Raw genomic sequence first — 21,752 nt, forward strand, 5'->3', positions numbered from 1 at the left:
TGAGGGTTCTTTTAACATGTCGAGATATCCATATTTCGATATCTCTATTAGATCAAAGGCCTAGCTTAAAAGCCAGACCTTTGTCATCAGTCTGAGCACCGCTATGCGGTGCTTTTTTATCTCACACTTATCCTGCTTTTTTGCTAAAATCCCGCCTCTTTTGAATATTGTCGGTATTGTGCATGTCTTTCCAATCCCTGGGGCTTAATAGCCAACTCGTTGAAAATGTCTCTTCACTCGGTTTCGAAGTACCGACTCCGGTGCAGTCTCAGGCTATCCCAGAAATATTGGCCGGCCATGATGTATTGGCAGGTGCCCAAACCGGTACCGGAAAAACCGCTGCATTCGGGCTTCCATTGCTACACCGCCTATTGGAAGAGCAATCGGACGCTACAGAGGCCAAGCAGGTTAAAGCATTGATCCTGACCCCAACCCGAGAGCTTGCCCAGCAAGTGTTCGATAGCTTGAGCCTTTATGCCAAAGAGACTGGGTTGAAGGTTGCTGTTGCCTATGGTGGCACTAGCATGAAAGTACAGGTTAAGGCGCTGGAGTCTGGCGTTGATATCTTGGTAGCGACTCCAGGCCGACTGCTTGACCACGCCCATGTACGTACGGTTGATCTCCGCAACGTGAATTACTTGGTACTTGATGAAGCTGATCGTATGTTGGATATGGGCTTTATTGACGATATCAAGCGTATTCTTAAGCGAATGCATACCGAAAGGCAGACGTCTTTTTTCTCGGCAACATTCGGCAAGCAGGTGAAAAAGCTGGCATTTGATATTCTCGATGATCCCAAGCTGATTGAAGTGACACCGAGCAACAGCACGGCAGTAACCGTGGAACAGATGGTTTACCCGGTCGATAAACACCGTAAAAGTGAATTGCTTGCTTACTTGATTGGCTCTAGAAACTGGCAGCAAGTGCTGGTGTTTACCAAAACCAAGCAAGGCTCTGATGAGCTAGCTAAAGAGCTTGGCAAAGACGGCATCAAAGCGGTTTCAATTAACGGTGATAAAAGCCAAGGTGCTCGCCAGCGTGCTCTGGACGATTTTAAGTCGGGTAAGGCGAGGGTGCTGGTTGCCACTGATGTTGCAGCCCGTGGCATAGACATTGAGCAGCTGGAATACGTGGTGAACTACGAAATGCCTTTCAAGGCTGAAGACTATGTGCACCGCATCGGCCGTACAGGTCGCGCTGGCCAAACCGGGCATGCCATTTCCTTGATGAGCTTGGACGAAGAGTGGGCGTTGCGTGCCGTTGAAGAACTGTTAGATACCCGCCTGCCACAGCAGTGGTTGGAAGGTTATGAACCGGATCCTACGATTGAGCCACCAGAAAACCGCCGACGTGGACGATCCAGTGATAAAAGGCGTGCCAAGGCGAAATCTCAAATTCACAAAAACCGTGGACGCCATAGAGGCCGGAAATAGCCCTAAGCTATATTTTTCAATGATAAATAAGTGTCACTAATAGTGGCGCTTTTTTGTGTCAATAAGGTGAATTTATAGGGTTTGCACGTATAATATCGTGACTACTCACTGGTTTTTTAGTTATTATTTTTCTTCGCTAATTTAGGCTCTTGGTAAAGACTCTTCTGTTTGCTAATGTGTCTATGTATTTCCTTTTTAAAATCATGTTGCTGCCCGTGATTGGTATGATTGAGCATTCGTAGTCGTAGGTATTCTGTGGACAAATTAAGACGACGTATACGGGTAGCGGCTTATTTCCTGCTAACGTTTTCATTATTTACTTTTCTTTTTCATACTTTGGGCGGGTTCGATAAAGAACTTAGTATCAGTGTGAAGAATGCAACCTACTTGAATATCGATGACAGCGCACAGGACGGTAACAGCCAATCCTCTATTGACTACGATGGAAAGTCTATTGACTTAGATTGTGAGATTGGCGATCAAGGTAAATGGCCGTTTTGTGAAATCTCGATATCTCTGGGCAAAAACTCCAGAGGGCTGGACTTATCCTCTTACCATTCGGTCGGCATTGATGTCGATTATTACAGTTTGATTGAAGGTGAGCGCTTGCGGATTTACCTGCGCAACTTTGACCCGTCTTACTCACGTTCTGATGACCCTGTTTCTTATAAGTTCAATGCTATTGAATATGCGCCAGGTATAGGGAATGGGATGAAAGTGATTCCATTAAAATCGTTTCAGGTTCTCTCCTGGTGGATAGCAGATTATGAAGTGCCGATTGAAAATTCTGGCCCGCAGTTTGACAACATCGTTCAGATTGAAATAGCAACAGGTAGCAATATCAAGCCTGCACACTACTCAATCAAGCTTAACCACATAGTGTTTTATGGGCACTGGCTATCGGAAGCTACATTATTAAGAATCAATATTCTGATGTGGGGGTTGGCTGCTGTCTACTTTCTGATTGCAGAGCGCCGTCGACTTGCTGAGCAGGTGATTGAGATGGGGGCGAAAGCGGAATATCTCAAGCAAGCGAATCAGCACCTCTATCAGCAATCTTTGGCATTTGAGGAGTTGGCGTTTACCGATAACCTGACAGGAACGCAAAATCGCCATGCGGTGGATCGCTGGTTAAATGATATTGTTGATTTCTCACAGAGAAACTGCCACGCGCTCTCGCTAGTCTACATTGATATTGATCATTTCAAGAAAATCAATGACTCTCTGGGCCACCATGGTGGTGATGAGGTGCTAAAAGAGTTCGGCCGAGTCCTTAACTTACGCTCTCGTAAAACAGACGTAGTTGTGCGCTGGGGGGGGGAAGAATTCATTATATTCTGTCCAGCGACCAACTTGCGGGGCGCAAAAGAGTTTGCCGAAATGGTTAGGGTCATTGTGGAAAGCTACCAGTGGGCTAATGGACTTTACATTACTTGCAGTCTTGGTGTAGCTGAATATGTTCCAGGTGAGGATATAGAGGCATTTATCCAGCGGGCAGACAGCGCGTTATATAATGCGAAGTCGTTGGGGAGGAACCGTGTTGAAGAAGCCATGTCATAGAGCATTGTTGACCAAGCCTTGATGAAGAAGATTAAATACCAGCGAAGAATCCGCTGGTATTTTATTAGCTATATGGCAATTTATTTAGCGCAATGCTTAATGGCATCTTCTAGTAGCTCAGTCGCCGTTTGGTGGCACTCTGGCAATGAAATATCGGTTTCGTGTACAGGGGTGACACGTTGGCCCCATTTGATAACCGAAGCCCCCCAAGTCAGCCCCGCACCAAAAGCAGCAGACAAAATAGTATCCCCAGGTTTGATTCGCCCTTGTTCCACAGCTTCACATAACGCAATAGGAACGGTAGCTGCTGAGGTATTGCCGTATTGGTGGATATTAATAAAGGCTTTCTCTAAGGGGATCCCAGCGTGATCGCATAAGGCTTCAATAATGCGTTGGTTTGCCTGGTGGGGGATGACGACATCGATGTCATCCTGGCTTAAATTGGCACGCCGTAATACGGTATTGGCTGCCGTTCCCATTCCGCGTACGGCACGGCGGAAGATTTCTCGGCCAACAAAGTTGAAGGCAAAGTGTCCGGCGTCGGGATTGAAACGATCCATGGCGGTACCAAACTCTGGTATAGCGAGGACATCACGCCCTTCGGGATCGCAGCCTAACTGTGCATCAAGCAGCCCCGACATCTGTGTTGAACGGCTTAACACCGCAGCACCGGCTCCATCACCGAAAAGCACTGCTGTATCACGCTGGCTCCAATCAAGGTACCACGAAAGGCGTTCGGCACCGATAACCAGAACATGCTGGTAGTTTCCAGCCTGGATCATTTTAGTGGCTGTTTCCAGGCCATAAAGAAAACCTGTACAGGCGGCGTTCATATCAAAGGCAGCGGCTTTGGTCGCACCGAGATCGAGCTGTACTTTCGATGCGATATTGGGTACAAGGGTATCAGGAGAGCAAGTGGCGATAATAATTAAATCGAGCTCTGAGGCATCGACCCCTGCAGCGGCAAGCGCTCTTGCACCTGCAACACGGGCGAGCTCTGAGGTGTTCACATGACTAATGCGCCTTGATTCGATTCCGGTACGCGTTCGAATCCATTCATCTGAAGTATCAACAAATTGACTGAGCTCGTTATTGCTCAGCTCTGTGGGGGGAAGGCATTTGCCCCAACCAGTAATTTCCGCGTAATACATAGCTTCACTCGTGTTCATTTCGACATAATCAAAATAACCATAACCGACTGTTAACACAAGACATATACTCATTTACATGCGGATATTGTGGTTATGTCTACTATAAGTATTTGTTACACTGATGGTAGCTTATAACCACAAGGAAATGACCAATGATTCGTTTGGGTGTGATCGGTACAAACTGGATCACGGAGCGCTTTATCAGTGCGGCACTTTCAACTGGCCAGTATCAATTAACGGCGGTGTATTCCAGAACACAGGAAAAAGCAGCCGAATTTGCAAGCAAGTATGGGAAAATCGAATGTTTTGATTCATTGGATGATCTTGCAAACAGTGATGTGATTGATGCGGTATACATTGCCAGCCCTAATTCATTGCATGCCCCGCAAGCGAAGGTGTTCATTAACGCGGGTAAACATGTAATCGGTGAAAAACCGCTTGCTTCAAATATTACCGAAGTGCAGGAGCTAATCGAGCTTGCGGTTGAAAAGCAGGTACTTCTTTTTGAGGCAATGGTCGCAACGTATATGCCTAACTTTGAGGTCATTAAAAAAGCATTACCAAAGCTCGGGAGATTACGGAAAGTACATTTGACGTATTGCCAGTATTCTTCACGCTACCAGAAATATTTAAACGGCGAGAACCCAAATACGTTTAACCCTGAATTTTCCAACGGCTCTCTCATGGACATTGGGGTTTACCCGCTGAGCAGTGCCATTGCATTGTTTGGCGAACCAAGCAGTATGACTGCGCAAGGTACTTTGCTTGATTCTGGTGTTGATGCCCACGGAACTTTAGTGCTGCATTATAAAGACTTTGACGTCACTGTAACCCACTCAAAAGTCAGCGATGGTTTTGTTCCGAGCGAGATACAAGGCGAGCAGGGGACGTTGCTTATCGACTTTATCTCTCAGTGTCGAGGGGTAAAACTATGCCGTCGTGATGAACCTGAGGTGGAGTTGACGGTCGAGCAGGACGAAAATGCAATGCGCTATGAAGCAGAAGAGTTTGCCCGCTTATACCATGCCGGTGTGGTTAACCATGAAGGCCAGCTTCGCACCCAGATAGTGAGTGCCATTACTACCCAGGCTCGCAGTATTATTGGTGTTCGTTACCCAGCTGATGAAATCTAAATTAGTTTCATAAAAATACAAAAGGGTGGTCATTGACCACCCTTTTTATTGTTGGTTTACAAAGTGATGTTCTATTACCAGAACAGGTATGCCAGCGCAGAGAGAGCCGCGATACAAAGGATGTTCAAGTAAATGCCGACTTTCATCATGTCAGATTGTTTGATATGACCAGAACCAAACACGATGGCATTCGGTGGTGTTGCCACTGGCAGCATGAATGCGCAAGAAGCGGCAACGGCAATCAGGGCTGACAAAATAACAGGTGAGACGCCAAGTGCTTCAGCGACTGTCGCAAAGACAGGAACCAATAGTGCCGCACTTGCTGTATTACTCGCAAACTCAGTCAGGAATACTACGAAACCGGCGATAACCAAGATAGTGAAGAACAGGCCAGCTTGCTCAAGGAAACCACTCAGGCTGTGAGCGAGGAAGACGCTGGTGCCTGTCGCTTTTAGTACGTTACTCAGGCAGATACCGCCACCGAATAGTAGCAAGACACCCCAGTCTGTTGATTTCTCGATATCTTTCCACTGAACAACGCGAGATGCGCCTAGCATAACGATTGCCGACAGGGCGACGAGGGTATCGAAACTCTTGAACCCACCCAGCATGCCGTTGATTGGCTTGCTGAAAATCCACAACATTACAGTGATACCGAAGATAACCAATGTGGCTAATTTGCTGTTATTCCACTCTACAGGTTTATGATCCAACTCGAAGGTATGGTTAAGGTTAGGCTTTAGCATGAAGTAAAGCAGGGCAACGGTAATTGGCAGCAAAACAATGGATACAGGTAAACCAAATGCCATCCACTCAGTGAAGCTCAAGCCAACTTCTGCCGCTGCAATTGCGTTAGGGGGGCTACCTACCACTGTTGCGATACCGCCGATGCTGGCACAGTAAGCAATACCCAGAAGAACGAAGACATAAGTACTGCGTTCGCTTTTAGCGTTGACTTTATTAAGTACACCAAGCACAAGTGGCAGCATCATAGCAGTAGTTGCTGTATTACTGATCCACATTGACAGTGCCGCTGAAACACCAAATAGCATGAACACGGCAACAGACATTCTGCCTTGTGCAATAAGCAATACTTTGTCTGCGATTGCTTTATCTAGCTCTTGTTTGTGTAGCGCTGCAGCCAGTGCAAAGCCACCTAAGAACAGGAAGATGATAGGGTTAGCAAAGTTGCTTAGCGCCGCAGGGGTAGGGAATATATCGAAGCCGACAGCAAGGATGGGTACCAAAATCGCGGTAATACTCACATGCAGTGCTTCTGTCAGCCAAAGTACTGCAACGAAAGTAAGAATACTTAGACCAACAACCACATCTTTTTCAAAAGGTAATGTATTTAAAAGTAGGGTAAAAAGGGCGATGTCTGCCAGCAGAATAATACTGTTCCGGTCAAACAGCCACTTGCGTAGTGTCATAGTCAAGGCTGTCATAGTTGTTTCCTTTCATCTGATTATAGTTATCACATGCAATCTTTTGCACTAAGGTGACTCGAGATAAATGTTACCAATTGTTTTTGTATTGTTAATGCTTGAGTGTCTAATTGTTGTGCGTTTGGCGGTTTGATTTAATGAAGTGTGAGTTTGTGAAGAGTGAATGTGTGGAAAAGTACCCATTTTATTATGTGGTACATGGTAGAAAATAACCGCATTGCAGCTTGGTTCGACGAAAATCACTTAAGTTTGTGATGTCGCTCTAAATGATAGATTCCTTTACTCTGCGCCTGTTTTACTGCTCTTATGCTAGGGGTATCATATTTTCAGGATGTAATATGGCACAAAACTAGGTTTGGCAGGAATTATGAAACAGCAAGGGATTCAGAAGCGTGTTCGGCAGGATGCCCAGGTGCATTTACGAAATGTCAGGGCAAAATTTATCAAGTCGTTAGAAAGCACACCAAAGGGAAGCCAAGGACAACCCGCTGCTAAGTCTGCCATCTCGAAATAGCAGAGGTTGGCCAAATTACATTACGAAGTGTTTGTGCAGTGAGCTACCATCACTGGGGGAGCTCAGGGCCTTCCAGTTCAAGCTGCTGATTGGAAATAGGCTCTTTGGGGCCAGAGAAGCGTGGTTGCATATCCAAGATGAAAACATCAATCAAAGCTTTGATCCGTGCTAACACTTCCCTGGTACGGATCTTCAAACCAGCCAAACCTTTAGGCTCAGGAACTGCAACGCAGATTGCATCAATTTCATTTCTACCAGCAATAAATAGCGCACGTTCGCAATGAAAGCGTTGGGTAATGATAATGAAGTGGTTGGCGTCGAAAACACTTTTAGCCCTGACTACCGAGTCAAGTGTCCTAAAGCCAGCATAATCGAGAACAATGTCTTGCTCAGGAATACCGGCTTTGAGCAAGTCGCGCTTCATTGTCCATGGCTCATTGTACGAACGATGGGCATTGTCGCCACTAAGCAAAAAGATATTGATCTTTCCTTCGTTGTAGAGTTGAAGAGCCGCGTCCATACGGTATTGGTAATAAGGGTTAAGCGATTTGGCGATATATTTGCTGGTGCCAAGAACTAAACCAACGGAACGGGGTGGGGCAACCTGCGTGTTATCAAAAATACGAGAAGAAGCTTGATCGGAGAACCATCTGTCGATCAATAGAATGCATGAAACGATGAGAATGCAGCCAATTGCACTTAAGCGTATGATATTCAATAACTTCATAGCGTTCCGAACAGTGACTTGGCGGCTAAACTGGCCTGAGAGATAATGCTTCTCTGGCTAACGAAAAAGTACATGTGTTTCTTAATTCCCTTGTGTCGCTTGTAGCGAGAATACAATGCAGTGATGCGTTTCAGTAGTTTAACCTAATCGATTGAGTCTGTTGTGTAAAATCAGCGTCAAATGCGTCTTCATTTAGCAATACGTCAGGAATTGGATAGTGGGTCAGGTGGCAGGAAAGCAAAAACCTTTTGGTCGGACATACTGGATTCGAACCAGCGACCCCTACTCCCCCAGAGTAGTGCGCTACCAAACTGCGCTAATGTCCGCCAAAAGGCTTTATATTCATTGTGTTAGCAAGAATTTTCTAAATACTACAATACCAAGGTTATATTGCAATAGGGGTATTGACGGAAAAACCATACCTGTCTCTCATTATTCAACTTAACTTGAACTGATTGTTTTAAAAACACTCAATCTTCTACTTTTGCGTGGGCGGGTGGTACTCTCACTTTGACGTAGGGTAGTTTCTTATCAGCGTTAGGCTTTGGGTGTGATTGGTACCTAGGTATTGGGTACATTTTTTGAAGTGACAGGTAGACAGAGACTGAAAGTGCAACACATTGTAAGTCAAAAGGTTATAAAGCCAGTGACGCCATAGTATTGAAGTGATGAGCCTATATTATATATACCCAGCTACTTGAAGGTGCTGGTTGAGCAAGAATTTACAAGCTTACAGGCTTGGTATTGTTTTGAAGATCTAGTGACTCTATATCCAGAAACAATAACAGGGTATAGAAGCTTAGTTGCCAAAGTGTTATCCCTAGTCCACAATAAAAATATGCTACCAAACCTAGCTGATTGCTGAATATTTGATAATTTTCCTAAATTTGTGTTCACATGGATTCTAACAAGAGGTATTATCAGCCTATCTACCCTTAGTAGTCCCTAACTATTGCCACTCTTTGCTTCTGACAACCTATGTGCTGCAATGATTGTGGTTCAATATGAAAGAATGCTTTGCATTAAGTGCAAGGTAAAAACAATTTAAATGTTATTTGTTTATCATCATCACATCGCTTTTCCGTCTTATAAATAAGCCTGCGATTGTGGTGAATGGTATTCAGTTTAAGAGGTAATATAGATGGATAACTTTGCAGCTGCTGAAAAAGCATTATCCGCAATGCTAAATAGTGTTGAAGCGAAAACTGTTAAAGTTGATACAAAAACAGGTGTTGTAAAAGAAGAACGAGTTGATTACCGTCAAGTGCTTATCGATTTTGCTGATGAAGTACCTGGTCGCCAAAAGGCTGTGATTAAACGCATGCCGCTACACAAAATTAACAACCTTATTGCTGTTCTTCATGAGTTTAAAGAAGAAGCTCGCCAGGTTAGAATGATGGAAATTCTTGCCCTGATGGAAAAAGATGGTGTAGCTCCTGATGATTTGGTTGAACAAATCGAAGAATAACATCTCGTTTTAACTGTTTATTGTAGATATTAGCCTGCTATCGGTAAGTGCCGATAGGCTAGTTGAATCACTCTCTGAACATCTCTGTGCTTCAGAACTATTATTCTATTTATTGTAGAATAATCTCGTATACCTCTTAAATGTGCCAATTTAGCCATTGGCACATCTCTTTCTATATTTCATATGCAAGCTGTTACTTTGTAATGCGCAATGTCACCAAATACATATACCCGTATCCATATTAACGGTATTAGGGAGAATGTGATCCTGCTAGTATGCTTGGGTATATATGAGAAAAAACATTAGCTGAAAAGGTTAAATAGTGGATACGTTGGTTGAAGCACGACAGCTTGGAAAAACTTACGGTAAGTTTCGAGCGTTGATGGATATTAATATGACCATTCAACCGGGGCAGGTTTTGGGGATCCTCGGCCATAACGGTGCCGGTAAATCCTCGTTGATCAAATGCTTACTGGGTGCTCATGACTACGATGGCGCATTGAATGTCTTTGGATTGGAGCCAAGAAGTGAGCGGGTGAAGATAGTCCGTGACTTGGCTTATTTATCTGACGTGGCTGTACTCCCTGAGTGGATGACAGTGAAGCAGATTGTGAAATATAGTGCTGGGGTACACCCTAAATTCGATCTTGCACTAGCTAAGCAATATTTATCCCAAACCGAAATTCAGCTATCAACGAAGATTGGACGACTTTCGAAAGGAATGAAAGTACAACTTCATTTAGCTTTAGTTATGTCGGCTGATGTCCGGTTGCTGATATTGGACGAGCCGACACTTGGCCTTGATTTGATGTTCAGGGATCGTTTTTACAACCAGCTGATGGATTGGTTGAATCAAGGTGAGCGAGCCATGATTATTGCCAGCCATGAAGTTGACGAAGTATCCCACTTGTTGACAGATTTGCTGATTTTAAGAAAAGGTAAAGAGGTGGCAGCTGGAGCTGTTGGCGAGATCAAAGGTCGCTTCCAAAAGGTTTGTGTCAGCGAAGAGCACAAACGTCAAGCTAACATGGCGAGGCCCCTTTATATTCAACAGGGGGGAAAAGAATCGATGTATATTTATCAAAACGGTGATGCTGAGAAGTTATCTTTTTTCGGGGAGGTGAGTGAGCCTTCTCTGTCTGAAGTGTTTATTGCCCTGCAGCAGGAGGAAGCATGAGAGCCTGGCTTACCTTGCTGGAAAAAGAGCTGATCGAGCACCGTATTGTGATTCGCCTTCCTCTGTTATTGCTGGCTTTTGCCATCATTAATTTTGTTTTTGTTATGCAAGGCGATAATGTCTCATTCTCTGTTCAGTCGAGTGGGCAGGGCATCATTGACTGGGGTATTGCTCAAGGCACATTTGCAGGCCTCATCGGCAAGCTCAATGAAATTGTGGCAGGTATTGTCTATTTAGTATTGTTTTTTATTTACGTACCCAAAACGTTGCGTAAAGAGAAACAAGAGGGCAGCTTGCTATTTTGGCGCTCAATGCCGGTATCAGACTTTCAGGCCATTTCGGTGAAACTGGTGTTTGCTTTGGTGGTGATCCCACTCATTGCATCCATTCTAATGCTTGCTGCTGATTTCATTGTCTGGCTGCTAGCAACCATTTGGTTACCTCAAGACATGATGGCGAGCTGGGGAATTTCTTTTGCTAATTTAGCCTCTCATTGGTTTGATTTCCTTGGGCGACTGGCTTTGATGAGCATTGCACTTTTCCCCCTTGGTGCAGGTCTTATGGCATTGTCGCAACTGACTCGTTACCCTCTGCTTGCTGCTATCTTGGCAGTGATCTTGTTTAAGATCGCGATGTTCCAAGCGACAGGTTCAAGTGAAGTTGGAAATGTGCTTTCTGAGGTATATGGTCTACCTTTCTCCATTTTGACGGGCTCATCTGCCCTAAGTGAATTTACCGGTTTCGGTGTCATAGCCCACTTGGTGATGTTTAGTGTTGGTGTGGGGTTTTACCTGATGAGCTGCTGGTTGAGAGGGCGGGATGATATGTTGCGAATGACATAGTGATTTTGTAGCAAGTTAATCCGCTTGGGTAACAGATATAAAAAAACGGAGAATGAAATCATTCTCCGTTTTTTATAGGTTCAAGCGGGTTAACTATGCCGCAACTACAGTGTTCAGGTATTCTACTTCACGCTTGTACTTACGTACGTTGCGTGAAAGTGTACCTTTTGGCACATCGAAACGCTTCTCAGCTTCATAGCTAGATAGGCCTTCGAAAATTACAGCTTCAACAGCAATACGCTGGTTCTCAGATTTGAAGATGCGCTGTGCAATAATTTTATATTGTGAACGGTTCATGTGTTGTGTACTCGCTAGGCAAAAAACATTCCCAGAGGAAATCTCTAAGGAAGAAAAGTTAGTTCTCATTTATGATTGATGAGATTACCAGCTGAACCCTAACAGAACCTTAATCGATTAAGCGTAATCCTGTTGGTAGTGCATCACCGAATACGCGCTTAGTTTCACTCTCCGTCAGCACTTTGACGCTTGATACCATTTCTATCCAACTTTCTGGCGCTTTGCTCGATTTTAGCTTCATGATTACGTCATTTCGATTATTTTCATCAACGTCCAAAGTGCGGTCTCCGGTCATTCGACACATCATTACAGCGGCAAAAGCGATGTTCGGATCTTTACGCCAGTCGAAGTCCATAAGCTCTGGCAAGCAGTAGGCAACATGCTGCGGAGTGAGCAAATTATGTGCACTGCCATAAAATGGGCTGCGTGTTGCAATACGCCCAATTGCCCACCAGTGGGCCTGTGAATATTGCGATTTTTGTAGCCGACCAAAGATCCATTCAATCAGTTGAAGCTTTTTATCAAACGGAATATTTTCAAGGCTTGCCGCCAGGCGAACCATATCCTCATAGCTTCGCTCCTGAAGCTCTTTAGCCAGTTTGCTATTGCGGCTAGCGGCAGGATTGATGTATTTCGCAATATCCTTATAGATAACCAACTGCTGTTCCTGGCTTAACCCACCGGCGATACGGCGCCAGAACGTCCACCAATCGCTCCAGGTTTGTGCGCTGGTATTTGACTGTACACCGTGTTGGTAAAGCTGCCAGACTTGCTCCATTCGCCACTCATCTGATGGATAGCCAAAGCCCGGGCGCATGGCAAAGCCGGTTAGTTTCAACCAGTTCCTTTCATGAAGATCAGAGCGGCGGCGTCTTTTCTTACTCTCTAGCAACGCATTGGCCAACTCGCGAAGGCAAGGCGTTTCCCAGTTGTCTCGTTTGCCGAGGGTTTTCTCTAACTGGCTACGCAGCGTCTTGATGGTTTTAGGATCATTGTTTTTGGTGCTACCACCGTAAGCTTGTTTCACCAGTGAAATAGCGTCATCCATACGGGCCGGTAGCGCAGATTGTGCAAGGGTAGAGTCACCATCTTCGCGGCTGAGTTTGGCTAAATCTTTGCGGATCGCAAACTCGACTTTCCAGCGCTTGTTTTCATCATGGATACTGACACATTCCAACTGCAGTGTACCGACTTCAGTAAGATGGCACGCCAGGGTGACTTCTTCCCGATCTTTTTGGTTTGCGGCAAGTTCGGCACGATCACGGTCACTGTCCAGGGTTGCAATGAAAGGAGGCAAAGAGACAAAGCTCTCTTCGTCAATCGTGAAAATTTCGCCAGCTTGGGTATGGCTGTCATCGGTCGATGACACCAAGTTGAAACGCACTGGCTCACCCAGTGTAAGGGCGAATTTACGATCCTTGAGGCGAATCTCAGTGCTCTCATCAATGCCTTTTGGTAACAAGCATAGGCCCTGTTTTTCACGCTTCTTGTTCTCAAGTACCAAGAAGAAAGAGCGGGCTGAACCACCACCAATTTTGAGCTGTGCGCCATGGCGTGCTTTGGCATAAGCCGCCGCACCGTAAGCGACAGCCAAGTCAGGATGGGGGTTATCCAGCTGGGTGATACTGTCACCTTTCCAGTTCGAAAAAGTTTCGAGTACGCGGTTAGATAACAGCGGGCTGTTGAAAACACCACCGTTGAGTAGCACTGCAACCGGAATCGCGGGTTGATCGGCTGCAGGGGCTTGCGCGGTATCATTTAAGGATTCGCGGCAAACGGAATCATGCAAGGTAATGAACTGGGCAAGGTGCTTACTGATTGCCGGATCAGCAGCGTACGGTAGGCCAAATTCGATAACGGCAGCTTGGCGATGGCTAGGCTGATCGGTGAAGTCGGTTTGAGGGAAGAAGCCATCCAGCGCGATTTGGTGGACTTCATCTCTCGTCATATCAATGCTCTTTGAGCCACCAATCAAACGTGAGCCGCTACCAAGCATTGTGACTTTAGCGGTATCAGGCGCATTACCAGAGAGCAACTGTTCTTTGACTTTGCGTGTTTGCTGGATCAGCTTGAACAGTCCTGATGCACTTAATTTTTTGCTACCGCCATGTAGGCGTTGCTCGGCGATGTGGGCAAGGGCAAGGTCAATGTTATCACCACCTAACATGAGATGATCACCGACACCAATACGATCAAGGGTGAGTTTTTCATCCTTGGTACCAACTTTGATCAGGCTAAGGTCGGTAGTACCACCACCCACATCACACACCATCAACAGTGGAATATCTTTGAGTAACTCCTCGGCGTTTTCTTTGTTCTTGGCATACCAGTCGTAACAAACAGCCTGTGGCTCCTCAAGCAATAAGATATCGCCAAAACCAGCCAGCTTTGCGGCTTCCAGAGTCAGCGCACGGGCTCCCTCATCAAAAGATGCCGGAACAGTGATCACGACTTCTTGATCGCTAAGTTTGTCACTCGGGTGATGGTAATCCCACGCCTGACGAACATGGTTGAGGTAACTGGCACTGGCAATAACCGGAGAGACTTTCTCGACACTGCTATTTGATGACCAAGGCAGAATAGCTTCTGTTCTATCGACACCGGTATGCGATAACCAACTCTTTGCACTGACAACTTGGCGACCTTCAACCTTGGCCCCCATTTCCCGGGCAAGCTCACCAACGATGGCATGGGGTATATCACCGTCAACAGGCTCAATATCCCAAGGTAATACCATTAAAGCTGGATCGATTTCACCGTCAGCAGGGTGATAGCGGAATGAAGGAAGAAGAGGTTTACGTGCAACCTCGCCAGGGGCGATAAGTTGGTCAATTTCAAAAATCTCGATTGGGCTCGATTCAAGGTTATCTGAGATCGGCGTAAAGGCAACAACGGTATGTGTTGTACCGAGATCAATACCGACAAGGTAGCGAGGAGAAGTCATGCATTACTCCAGACGTGAGGTTTTAATACTTTTTAAGGTTTTCGATAGTATCCCAAAAGGACATAGAGTGCATTAATGAAGACGCCATCTTTGAGGATCAAATCTTTGATTTCAAAAAAATAATATACACTGTTCCATGATGGGGGAGAGGGATGTAAAAACGGCGCCTTAAGGCGCCGTTTTTGATAGCAATGTGTTACTTCTCTCGAACGTCGAATTCAACCTGCCATTTCTGACCGCCGTCGGTCGGAATGGCTTCAAGACACAGTGTACCCAGTTCAGTCACTCGTGAAGCAAGACGAACGGGAACAATTTCACCTGCGGTACGGCCTTCAGAAACAGGCAGAGTCACCTGAATGGCTGGAAGCTCTTCCAATTCTTCTGGCTGCCACCAATCCAGATGCGTACCCGCTGGGTCATCGCGACGGACTGTTGAACCGAAGAACTTGAACTGTACCGGTTGGCCAATAACCAAACCGAATTCACGGCTCGGTACATCAGAATGGGTACCTTCTTCCATACCAAATGGCGCGACACAAAGTGCTTCCAGTGGTGGCTCCATGCCAGGGATTGCAGGCATAGCGCTTTCGATACCCACGTAGTAGCTGCTTGCGATACCACCGCGGATACGAACACCTTTACCTTTACGGACTGAGCCGTAGTAGGACGCACCACTTGCAACAGCAAGATCAAGATCCAGACCTTCAAGTAACTTGGCTTCTGGGCTACCAGCGGCTGTTAGCCAGCTGTTGATAATGGAAAGCAGACGCTCAGAAAGCAGATCAGATTTCAGTACGCCACCGTTAAATAGGATAGCGGTAGGGCGGATAAAGCCCTCGTGCAGCTGATCGTATTTTTCAAACAGCTCATCAACCGCTGACGACTGGCGGCTTAAGAAACCTGCCACATGGCGTGAAACAGCAGCATCTTGCGCATATGGCAGACCCATCTGGGTCAGGGCGCCACGCTGCATTTCGACAGGATGTTGCTCGATAGTATTACGCGGGAAGAAACCTTCAACCAGCGTTTGCTGGACTTCTTCTTGAGTAAGCTCAGTTTGTAGCGTGCCGCCAAGCAGTTTAGAACCACGGCTTGGGACGACAATCGGCACAGCCTGAAGCTCAGCATCGCTTAGCAGGGCTTCTTTAGCATCACGACAAGCGTGGGTAATAGCTTGGATCTGCCAAGGCTGAAGCTGTTTGCCTTCTTGAGCAAGTTTCATCTTCAGGCGGTAAGCCAGAGCAAGGTCCATGTTGTCGCCGCCCAGCAAGATATGATCGCCGACAGCAACACGGTTAAGTGTTAGGTTACCGTCATCTTCAGTTACTGCAACCAAAGACAAGTCAGTCGTACCACCGCCGATATCGACGACCAGAATAACGTCACCCACAGATACCTGATCACGCCAGGTGTCATCGTTGTTCTTCAGCCAGCTGTATACTGCTGCTTGCGGCTCTTCAAGCAAGGTCATGTGCTTGAAGCCTACTTCACGAGCAGCTTCTGCTGTTAGATCTCGTGCTGCAGGGTCAAAGGACGCAGGTACAGTAATGGTTACGTCTTGCTCAAACAGTGGCGTTTCAGGGTGCTGATGATTCCACGCTTGTGCAAGGTGAGCAAGGTACTGGCGGGTTGCTTCAAGTGGTGAAGCCTTGATCACTTCGTCTGGGCTGTTCAAAGGCAGGAATGCATCACGGCGATTCACACCACCGTGGCAAAGCCAGCTTTTTGCACTTGCAATCAAACGGATAGGGGTCTTACTACCTAGATTGCGGGCCATCGCACCGACAATCGCGTTAGGCTGCGCAGACCATGGCAGTGCCGTGTCACCTTCTGCCAACTCAGATTCATGAGCTTGGTACATGAAAGAAGGCAGTTGGCTTTTCTCTTCGACATTACCCGGCGTAGTTAGCTGGGCAATAGGCATGACGTTAACGCTGGCGTCTTCGTCTTGTAAATCAACATACGATAATACGCAGTGCGTGGTACCGAGGTCGATACCAACACTGTAACGGTGTTCTTGAATTTCTTGCATCACAGTTCTACCTCAGCGGCGGCAACAATTTTTGCATCGTGACCTTCTGCCAGTTTAGGCAGTTTAATGTCAGTCACTTTCCAGCCACGGTGGATTAGGGTTCCGGTAAATGGCGCTTCGCCAACAACATTACCTGTTAGGCGAACTTCAGAAGCGTTGAAGCCTTTTGGTAATGTAATACGTGTTTCTTCTTCTTCGGCACGTACAGGGGCAAAGCTGAAGTATTCGGATAGTACTTTCTGACCGCCTTCATGAATTACGCGGGCAGCAGCACCGATTTCAGCATCGCTGAAACCTTTTAGGTCTTCTTGCATGAAGTCGATAAAACGTGCTTCTTGCTGAAGCAAAGAAAGAAGTTGCAGTGCCGCATCAGGTGTCGAAGTTTTTAGCTTAGGCTCAACTTCAATAATCTTCTCGACTACTTTTTCAACTTCTACAACCTTTTCGACTTCGACGATTTTCTCGACAGGTTTTTCAACCTCTACGATTTTCTCGACTTCTTTCTCAACAACTTTCTCGACTTCGACCGGTTTACCTTTTTTCGAGATATAAAGTACCAGCATGACGAGCACCAAACCGCCCAGCCAAGCATGTCCCATATCAATCGTTGTCGGCATCGCCGATAAGTCCACAGTTAATTCAGAAAAATCAAAAGCCATATGTCGTCTTCTCTATATAGTGAGAGTTTAATTCACAAATTAGGGCGAATATTATCATAATCAAGGTGCAATACATCTCAGAGGGGTATTTTTTTGCCCTCTATTAAGCATTTAGCTACCTTGTCGCTCAATTTAACACCAAATAAGGTTTACATTGCTCTGTCATTTGGTCGTTTATAAAATGATACACTGTTTTTGCTAAGCTTTTTGCATAAACGTAGTACCTATTTTTAACCCTGAGTGTTTCATTCAGTGAGACTATTCATGAATTTGCTATTGTTTAGCAGCACTGTATGGTGAAATCCTATAAACTACCGGCGAAATCAAATCAATCCTAGGTGAGAGAATGTCTTCTGATTTTTATGGCACCAGTGCCGCTTATGCCCGTAAAGAGCAGGGTTACCGAGAGAAAGCACTGAAACTATACCCTTGGGTATGTGGCCGCTGTACTCGCGAGTTCGTTTATTCCAATTTGCGCGAGCTAACGGTGCACCATGTGGATCATGACCACACTAACAACCCTGAAGATGGCAGTAACTGGGAACTGCTATGTTTGTTCTGCCATGACCATGAGCACGAAAAGTACACTGAGCACGATAATCAGATGGGTAGTGTGGTAAAAGCAGGTGACGATGATCATCAGGCTGCGACATTCAATCCATTTGCTGATCTTAAAGCGATGATGGAAAAGAAAAAGTAGCCCGTGATGGGTTAGCAGTGCTTAAGGGTAATTCAGTACCCGTTTAATTTCTGCAATATTCTCGGCGATCCACGTTTTGTTGATCGCCCCCCAATCTTCTATTTCATATCTCCCACTGCGATTACGTTCGCCTTTGGTTTGTTTGAAGGTACATACGATATCAAGGTCAGCAAGGCTTTTGATGGTATCTTGCGCCGTTCTTCGTGGCATGCCGGTGTATTCCAAAATACCTGGCACTGTAGCTATACCGGTGTCAATCAGGTGCGCGATATAGAGCCGTCGGTAAAAGCTTGACTTGGTTTTGCTGATAGTCATTCCATGACTCCTTTCTAAACAATCTCTTACCTCTCACACTATCATTAAACTCACTGGTGTTGCACTAATTAATCCCATATCAACTAATGCGACTCATTATCAATTAACGTTTTTAATCTCATCAAGTTATCAATTTCTCGGAAGCTAGCTAGAGTTATAGGTATCCAACAAATTTGGAGATTGAAATGAGTGATGCTAATCAGCACCGTTCTGAGTTAAAGGCTTTTCTGTTTATTACCGTTGTACTGTTTCCCATTCTTGCTGTTGCCGTTGTTGGTGGCTATGGGTTTTTTGTCTGGTTTTTACAGGTAGTGACAGGCTAGAAATAAGAATAATCAACAGCTTGTGTGATTGTCTTTACCGTGAAGCAATAGTTGAGTGAGAAAACAATGAAATGTTCCCGGCGTAAGTTTATCAAAGCACAGGCCGCGGCCAGTGCAGCCGCTGCTGCGGGTATATCCATACCTGTCGTAGCAAGTAATGTTGTTACGGATGCATCGAAAACCCAGATCAATTGGGAGAAAGCACCTTGCCGATTCTGTGGTGTGGGGTGCTCGGTGAATGTGGGTGTAAAAGATGACAAGGTGGTTGCTACCCACGGAGATATCAAGTCACCCGTTAACCGTGGCCTCAATTGTGTGAAAGGCTATTTCTTGTCGAAGATTATGTACGGTGATGATCGCCTGACCCAGCCGCTGCTAAGGATGAAAGACGGAAAATACGATAAAGAAGGTGACTTCACCCCGATCAGCTGGGATCAAGCTTTCGACATCATGACCGAAAAATGGAAGGCGGTGCTGAAAGAAAAAGGGCCAGAGGCCGTTGGTATGTTTGGCTCAGGCCAGTGGACTATCTACGAAGGCTATGCAGCTGCAAAGCTGATGAAAGCTGGCTTCCGTTCTAACAATATTGACCCAAATGCCCGACACTGTATGGCTTCGGCCGTAGTGGGTTTCATGCGGACCTTTGGTATCGATGAGCCGATGGGCTGTTATGATGATATCGAATCAGCAGATGCCTTCGTGCTCTGGGGCTCAAACATGGCAGAAATGCACCCGATACTCTGGACGAGGGTAACGGACCGCAGGCTGTCTAACCCTGATGTGAAAGTGTCAGTACTCTCTACTTTTGAACACCGCAGTTTTGAACTGGCCGACATCCCCATCATCTTCGAGCCGCAAACGGATTTGGCAATCCTCAATTTTATTGCCAATTACATCATAACCAACGACAAAGTGAATAAGGACTTTGTCGACAAGCATGTTAATTTCCGCCGTGGTGCAACCGATATTGGCTATGGGCTACGCCCTGAAAATCCTCTTCAGCAGCAGGCTAAGAACCCAGACAGCGGCGATTCTGACCCAATGACTTTTGAAGAGTTCAAAGAGTTTGTCTCAGAGTACACGGTTGAAAAAGCCAGTGAGATGTCAGGTGTTAAGCCTGAGCGACTCATCGAGCTTGCAGAACTCTATGCTGATCCTGATACCAGGGTAACTTCTTTCTGGACCATGGGCTTCAACCAGCACACCCGAGGGGTATGGTGTAATAACCTCGTTTATAACATCCACCTCCTTACCGGTAAAATCTCCACCCCGGGCAACAGCCCATTCTCGCTGACTGGTCAGCCATCAGCCTGTGGTACAGCTCGTGAGGTCGGTACTTTTGCTCACCGTCTGCCAGCCGATATGGTGGTGAATAACCCTGAGCACCGTAAAGTCGCCGAAAAAATCTGGAAACTGCCTGATGGCACTATTCCAGAGAAAGTCGGGGCACATGCGGTATTGCAAGCTCGAATGCTAAAAGACAGTAAGATCAATGCGTATTGGATCCAGGTCAACAATAACCTGCAAGCGGGTCCGAATATCAATGAAGAAATCTTGCCTGGCTACCGCAACCCGGACAATTTCATCGTTGTTTCTGACGCGTATCCAACAGCAACCGCACAGGCTGCCGATCTTATTTTGCCCACCGCAATGTGGGTAGAAAAAGAAGGCGCATATGGTAACGCAGAGCGTCGTACCCAGTTGTGGCACAAAATGGTCGATGCGCCGGGAGAGGCGATGTCTGATCTGTGGCAGTTGGTTGAGTTTTCAAAACGCTTTAAAACTGATGAAGTGTGGCCGAAAGAGCTGCTTGATGCTAACCCAGACTATAAAGACAAAACGTTATATGACGTGTTATTTGCCAACGGTCAGGTGAACCAGTTCCCACTGGAAGACATCACTGAAGGGCACAGCAACGACGAGTCAACCCAGTACGGTTATTACTTGCAAAAAGGGCTGTTTGAAGAATACGCCCAGTTTGGCCGTGGCCATGCCCATGATTTAGCGCCGTTTGAGGTTTACCACGAAGTACGGGGACTACGTTGGCCGGTTGTGGATGGCAAAGAAACCCTGTGGCGATTTAAAGAAGGCTATGACCCTTATGTCAAACCTGGCAGTGGTTATGAGTTTTACGGCAAACCCGATGGTCGAGCGGTTATTTTCGCGTTGCCTTTTGAGCCAGCAGCAGAAAGCCCGGATGAAGAATACGATCTGTGGCTATCTACTGGCCGGGTGCTAGAGCATTGGCATTCGGGATCAATGACCCGACGCGTGCCTGAGCTACATAAATCCTACCCTAATGCGCAGGTGTTCATGCATCCGGATGATGCAAAAGAGCGAGGAATGCGCCGTGGGGATGCGGTTAAAGTCGTTTCACGTCGTGGTGAGGTACTTACACGTGTTGAGACTCGTGGTAGGAACAAGCCGCCTAAAGGCTTGGTGTATGTTCCATGGTTTGATTCCAGCCAGTTGATCAACAAGGTGACGCTGGATGCGACTGACCCTCTTTCCAAACAGACAGACTTCAAAAAATGTGCTGTCAAAGTGGTAAAGGCATAGGAGTTTAGCCATGAATAAAATACTTGCTGTGCTGCTACTCATATTTACCACCGGTGTGGTCATCGCGGCGACAGGGGCTATTAAAGGGGACGAGCTAGCGACGACCCGGCAATATGCCCTTGACGGTGAGCCTAAACCGCCAATGATGAACAAAACCATTAACGACGATAGGATCCCTAAGCGTAACTACCCAATGCAGCCGCCAGTGATCCCACATAAGATCGATAATTACCAAGTAGATTTGAATGCGAACAAATGCATGGCTTGCCATGCGCGTAGTCGGGTGGAAGAGACCCAGGCGAGAATGATCAGTGTCACTCACTATATGGATAGAGACGGTAACTTCCTTGCGGAATTGTCACCACGGCGATACTTCTGCGAGCAGTGTCATGTGGTACAGACTGATGCTAAACCATTGGTTGGTACTTCATTTACCGATCTCGATACGCTGCTCGATCAAGAGAAGTAAGGGA

18 protein-coding genes and 1 tRNA gene are annotated in these 21,752 nt (G+C 46.2%); 10 read left to right on the forward strand and 9 right to left on the reverse strand.

What is annotated here, in order from left to right; all coding sequences use genetic code 11:
- Positions 1–182 precede the first annotated feature (182 nt).
- Both ACXAGQ_RS24370 and ACXAGQ_RS24375 read left to right on the forward strand, forming a co-directional pair.
- A complete protein-coding gene (locus tag ACXAGQ_RS24370) occupies positions 183–1,433 on the forward strand; it encodes a DEAD/DEAH box helicase (protein ID WP_475257447.1) in 1,251 nt (416 codons plus the stop codon).
- A 255-nt stretch (positions 1,434–1,688) separates the two neighbouring features.
- Positions 1,689–2,993 (forward strand): GGDEF domain-containing protein, encoded by a 1,305-nt coding sequence (locus ACXAGQ_RS24375; protein ID WP_475257448.1) that lies wholly within the window; start codon positions 1,689–1,691, stop codon positions 2,991–2,993.
- A gap of 80 nt (positions 2,994–3,073) precedes the next feature.
- Here ACXAGQ_RS24375 and ACXAGQ_RS24380 read toward each other — a convergent pair whose 3' ends face one another.
- Positions 3,074–4,144 (reverse strand): beta-ketoacyl-ACP synthase 3, encoded by a 1,071-nt coding sequence (locus tag ACXAGQ_RS24380; RefSeq protein WP_475257449.1) that lies wholly within the window; start codon positions 4,142–4,144, stop codon positions 3,074–3,076.
- A 152-nt stretch (positions 4,145–4,296) separates the two neighbouring features.
- On the opposite strand from ACXAGQ_RS24380, the gene ACXAGQ_RS24385 reads away from it, so the two are divergent.
- Complete coding sequence (locus ACXAGQ_RS24385) at positions 4,297–5,277, forward strand: Gfo/Idh/MocA family protein (protein WP_475257450.1); 981 nt, start codon at positions 4,297–4,299, stop codon at positions 5,275–5,277.
- Between the two features lie 74 nt (positions 5,278–5,351).
- On the opposite strand, the gene ACXAGQ_RS24390 is transcribed toward ACXAGQ_RS24385, so the two are convergent.
- The 3 genes from ACXAGQ_RS24390 to ACXAGQ_RS24400 all read right to left on the reverse strand — a co-directional run bounded on the left by ACXAGQ_RS24390 (position 5,352) and on the right by ACXAGQ_RS24400 (position 8,289).
- Complete coding sequence (locus ACXAGQ_RS24390) at positions 5,352–6,722, reverse strand: SLC13 family permease (protein WP_475257452.1); 1,371 nt, start codon at positions 6,720–6,722, stop codon at positions 5,352–5,354.
- Positions 6,723–7,285: 563 nt separating this feature from the next.
- A complete protein-coding gene (locus ACXAGQ_RS24395) occupies positions 7,286–7,963 on the reverse strand; it encodes a SanA/YdcF family protein (protein ID WP_475257453.1) in 678 nt (225 codons plus the stop codon).
- A gap of 249 nt (positions 7,964–8,212) precedes the next feature.
- Positions 8,213–8,289: transfer RNA gene (locus tag ACXAGQ_RS24400), tRNA-Pro, on the reverse strand.
- 815 nt (positions 8,290–9,104) lie between these two features.
- On the opposite strand from ACXAGQ_RS24400, the gene ACXAGQ_RS24405 reads away from it, so the two are divergent.
- The 3 genes from ACXAGQ_RS24405 (at position 9,105) to ACXAGQ_RS24415 (ending at position 11,450) form a co-directional block, all read left to right on the forward strand.
- Positions 9,105–9,431, forward strand: coding sequence for a hypothetical protein (locus ACXAGQ_RS24405; RefSeq protein WP_475257455.1), 327 nt, complete (start codon positions 9,105–9,107; stop codon positions 9,429–9,431).
- Between the two features lie 382 nt (positions 9,432–9,813).
- Positions 9,814–10,608, forward strand: a complete 795-nt coding sequence (locus ACXAGQ_RS24410) for an ATP-binding cassette domain-containing protein (RefSeq protein ID WP_475258063.1) — start codon at positions 9,814–9,816, stop codon at positions 10,606–10,608.
- The gene (locus ACXAGQ_RS24415; protein WP_475257456.1) at positions 10,605–11,450 is read left to right on the forward strand and encodes an ABC transporter; all 846 of its coding nucleotides are present in this window, start codon (positions 10,605–10,607) and stop codon (positions 11,448–11,450) included. Before ACXAGQ_RS24410 ends, ACXAGQ_RS24415 begins: the two co-directional genes overlap by 4 nt.
- Before the next feature lie 93 nt (positions 11,451–11,543).
- On the opposite strand, the gene ACXAGQ_RS24420 is transcribed toward ACXAGQ_RS24415, so the two are convergent.
- The 4 genes from ACXAGQ_RS24420 to ACXAGQ_RS24435 form a co-directional block, all read right to left on the reverse strand.
- Positions 11,544–11,747 carry a helix-turn-helix domain-containing protein gene (locus ACXAGQ_RS24420; protein ID WP_107298297.1) on the reverse strand — a complete coding sequence of 68 codons (204 nt, stop codon included), beginning with the start codon at positions 11,745–11,747 and terminating at the stop codon, positions 11,544–11,546.
- Between the two features lie 109 nt (positions 11,748–11,856).
- Positions 11,857–14,691: an Hsp70 family protein gene (locus ACXAGQ_RS24425; RefSeq protein WP_475257457.1), complete on the reverse strand. Its 2,835-nt coding sequence runs from the start codon at positions 14,689–14,691 to the stop codon at positions 11,857–11,859.
- A 196-nt stretch (positions 14,692–14,887) separates the two neighbouring features.
- A complete protein-coding gene (locus tag ACXAGQ_RS24430; RefSeq protein WP_475257459.1) occupies positions 14,888–16,723 on the reverse strand; it encodes an Hsp70 family protein in 1,836 nt (611 codons plus the stop codon).
- Complete coding sequence (locus ACXAGQ_RS24435; RefSeq protein WP_475257461.1) at positions 16,723–17,382, reverse strand: DUF2760 domain-containing protein; 660 nt, start codon at positions 17,380–17,382, stop codon at positions 16,723–16,725. Before ACXAGQ_RS24435 ends, ACXAGQ_RS24430 begins: the two co-directional genes overlap by 1 nt.
- Positions 17,383–17,728: 346 nt before the next feature.
- Between ACXAGQ_RS24435 and ACXAGQ_RS24440 the strand changes: the two genes are divergently transcribed.
- A complete protein-coding gene (locus ACXAGQ_RS24440) occupies positions 17,729–18,082 on the forward strand; it encodes a YajD family HNH nuclease (RefSeq protein ID WP_475257463.1) in 354 nt (117 codons plus the stop codon).
- Between the two features lie 21 nt (positions 18,083–18,103).
- Here ACXAGQ_RS24440 and ACXAGQ_RS24445 read toward each other — a convergent pair whose 3' ends face one another.
- Positions 18,104–18,397 (reverse strand): winged helix-turn-helix domain-containing protein, encoded by a 294-nt coding sequence (locus ACXAGQ_RS24445; protein WP_475241180.1) that lies wholly within the window; start codon positions 18,395–18,397, stop codon positions 18,104–18,106.
- 185 nt (positions 18,398–18,582) lie between these two features.
- Between ACXAGQ_RS24445 and ACXAGQ_RS24450 the strand changes: the two genes are divergently transcribed.
- From ACXAGQ_RS24450 to ACXAGQ_RS24460, 3 genes are all read left to right on the forward strand, one after another.
- Positions 18,583–18,720: a periplasmic nitrate reductase, NapE protein gene (locus tag ACXAGQ_RS24450; RefSeq protein ID WP_107298293.1), complete on the forward strand. Its 138-nt coding sequence runs from the start codon at positions 18,583–18,585 to the stop codon at positions 18,718–18,720.
- Between the two features lie 66 nt (positions 18,721–18,786).
- Positions 18,787–21,279 carry a nitrate reductase catalytic subunit NapA gene (gene napA, locus ACXAGQ_RS24455; protein ID WP_475257464.1) on the forward strand — a complete coding sequence of 831 codons (2,493 nt, stop codon included), beginning with the start codon at positions 18,787–18,789 and terminating at the stop codon, positions 21,277–21,279.
- Positions 21,280–21,289: 10 nt separating this feature from the next.
- Positions 21,290–21,748 carry a nitrate reductase cytochrome c-type subunit gene (locus tag ACXAGQ_RS24460; protein ID WP_475257465.1) on the forward strand — a complete coding sequence of 153 codons (459 nt, stop codon included), beginning with the start codon at positions 21,290–21,292 and terminating at the stop codon, positions 21,746–21,748.
- Positions 21,749–21,752: the final 4 nt, after the last annotated feature.

Source organism: Photobacterium sp. ABD4_091, assembly GCF_056160145.1.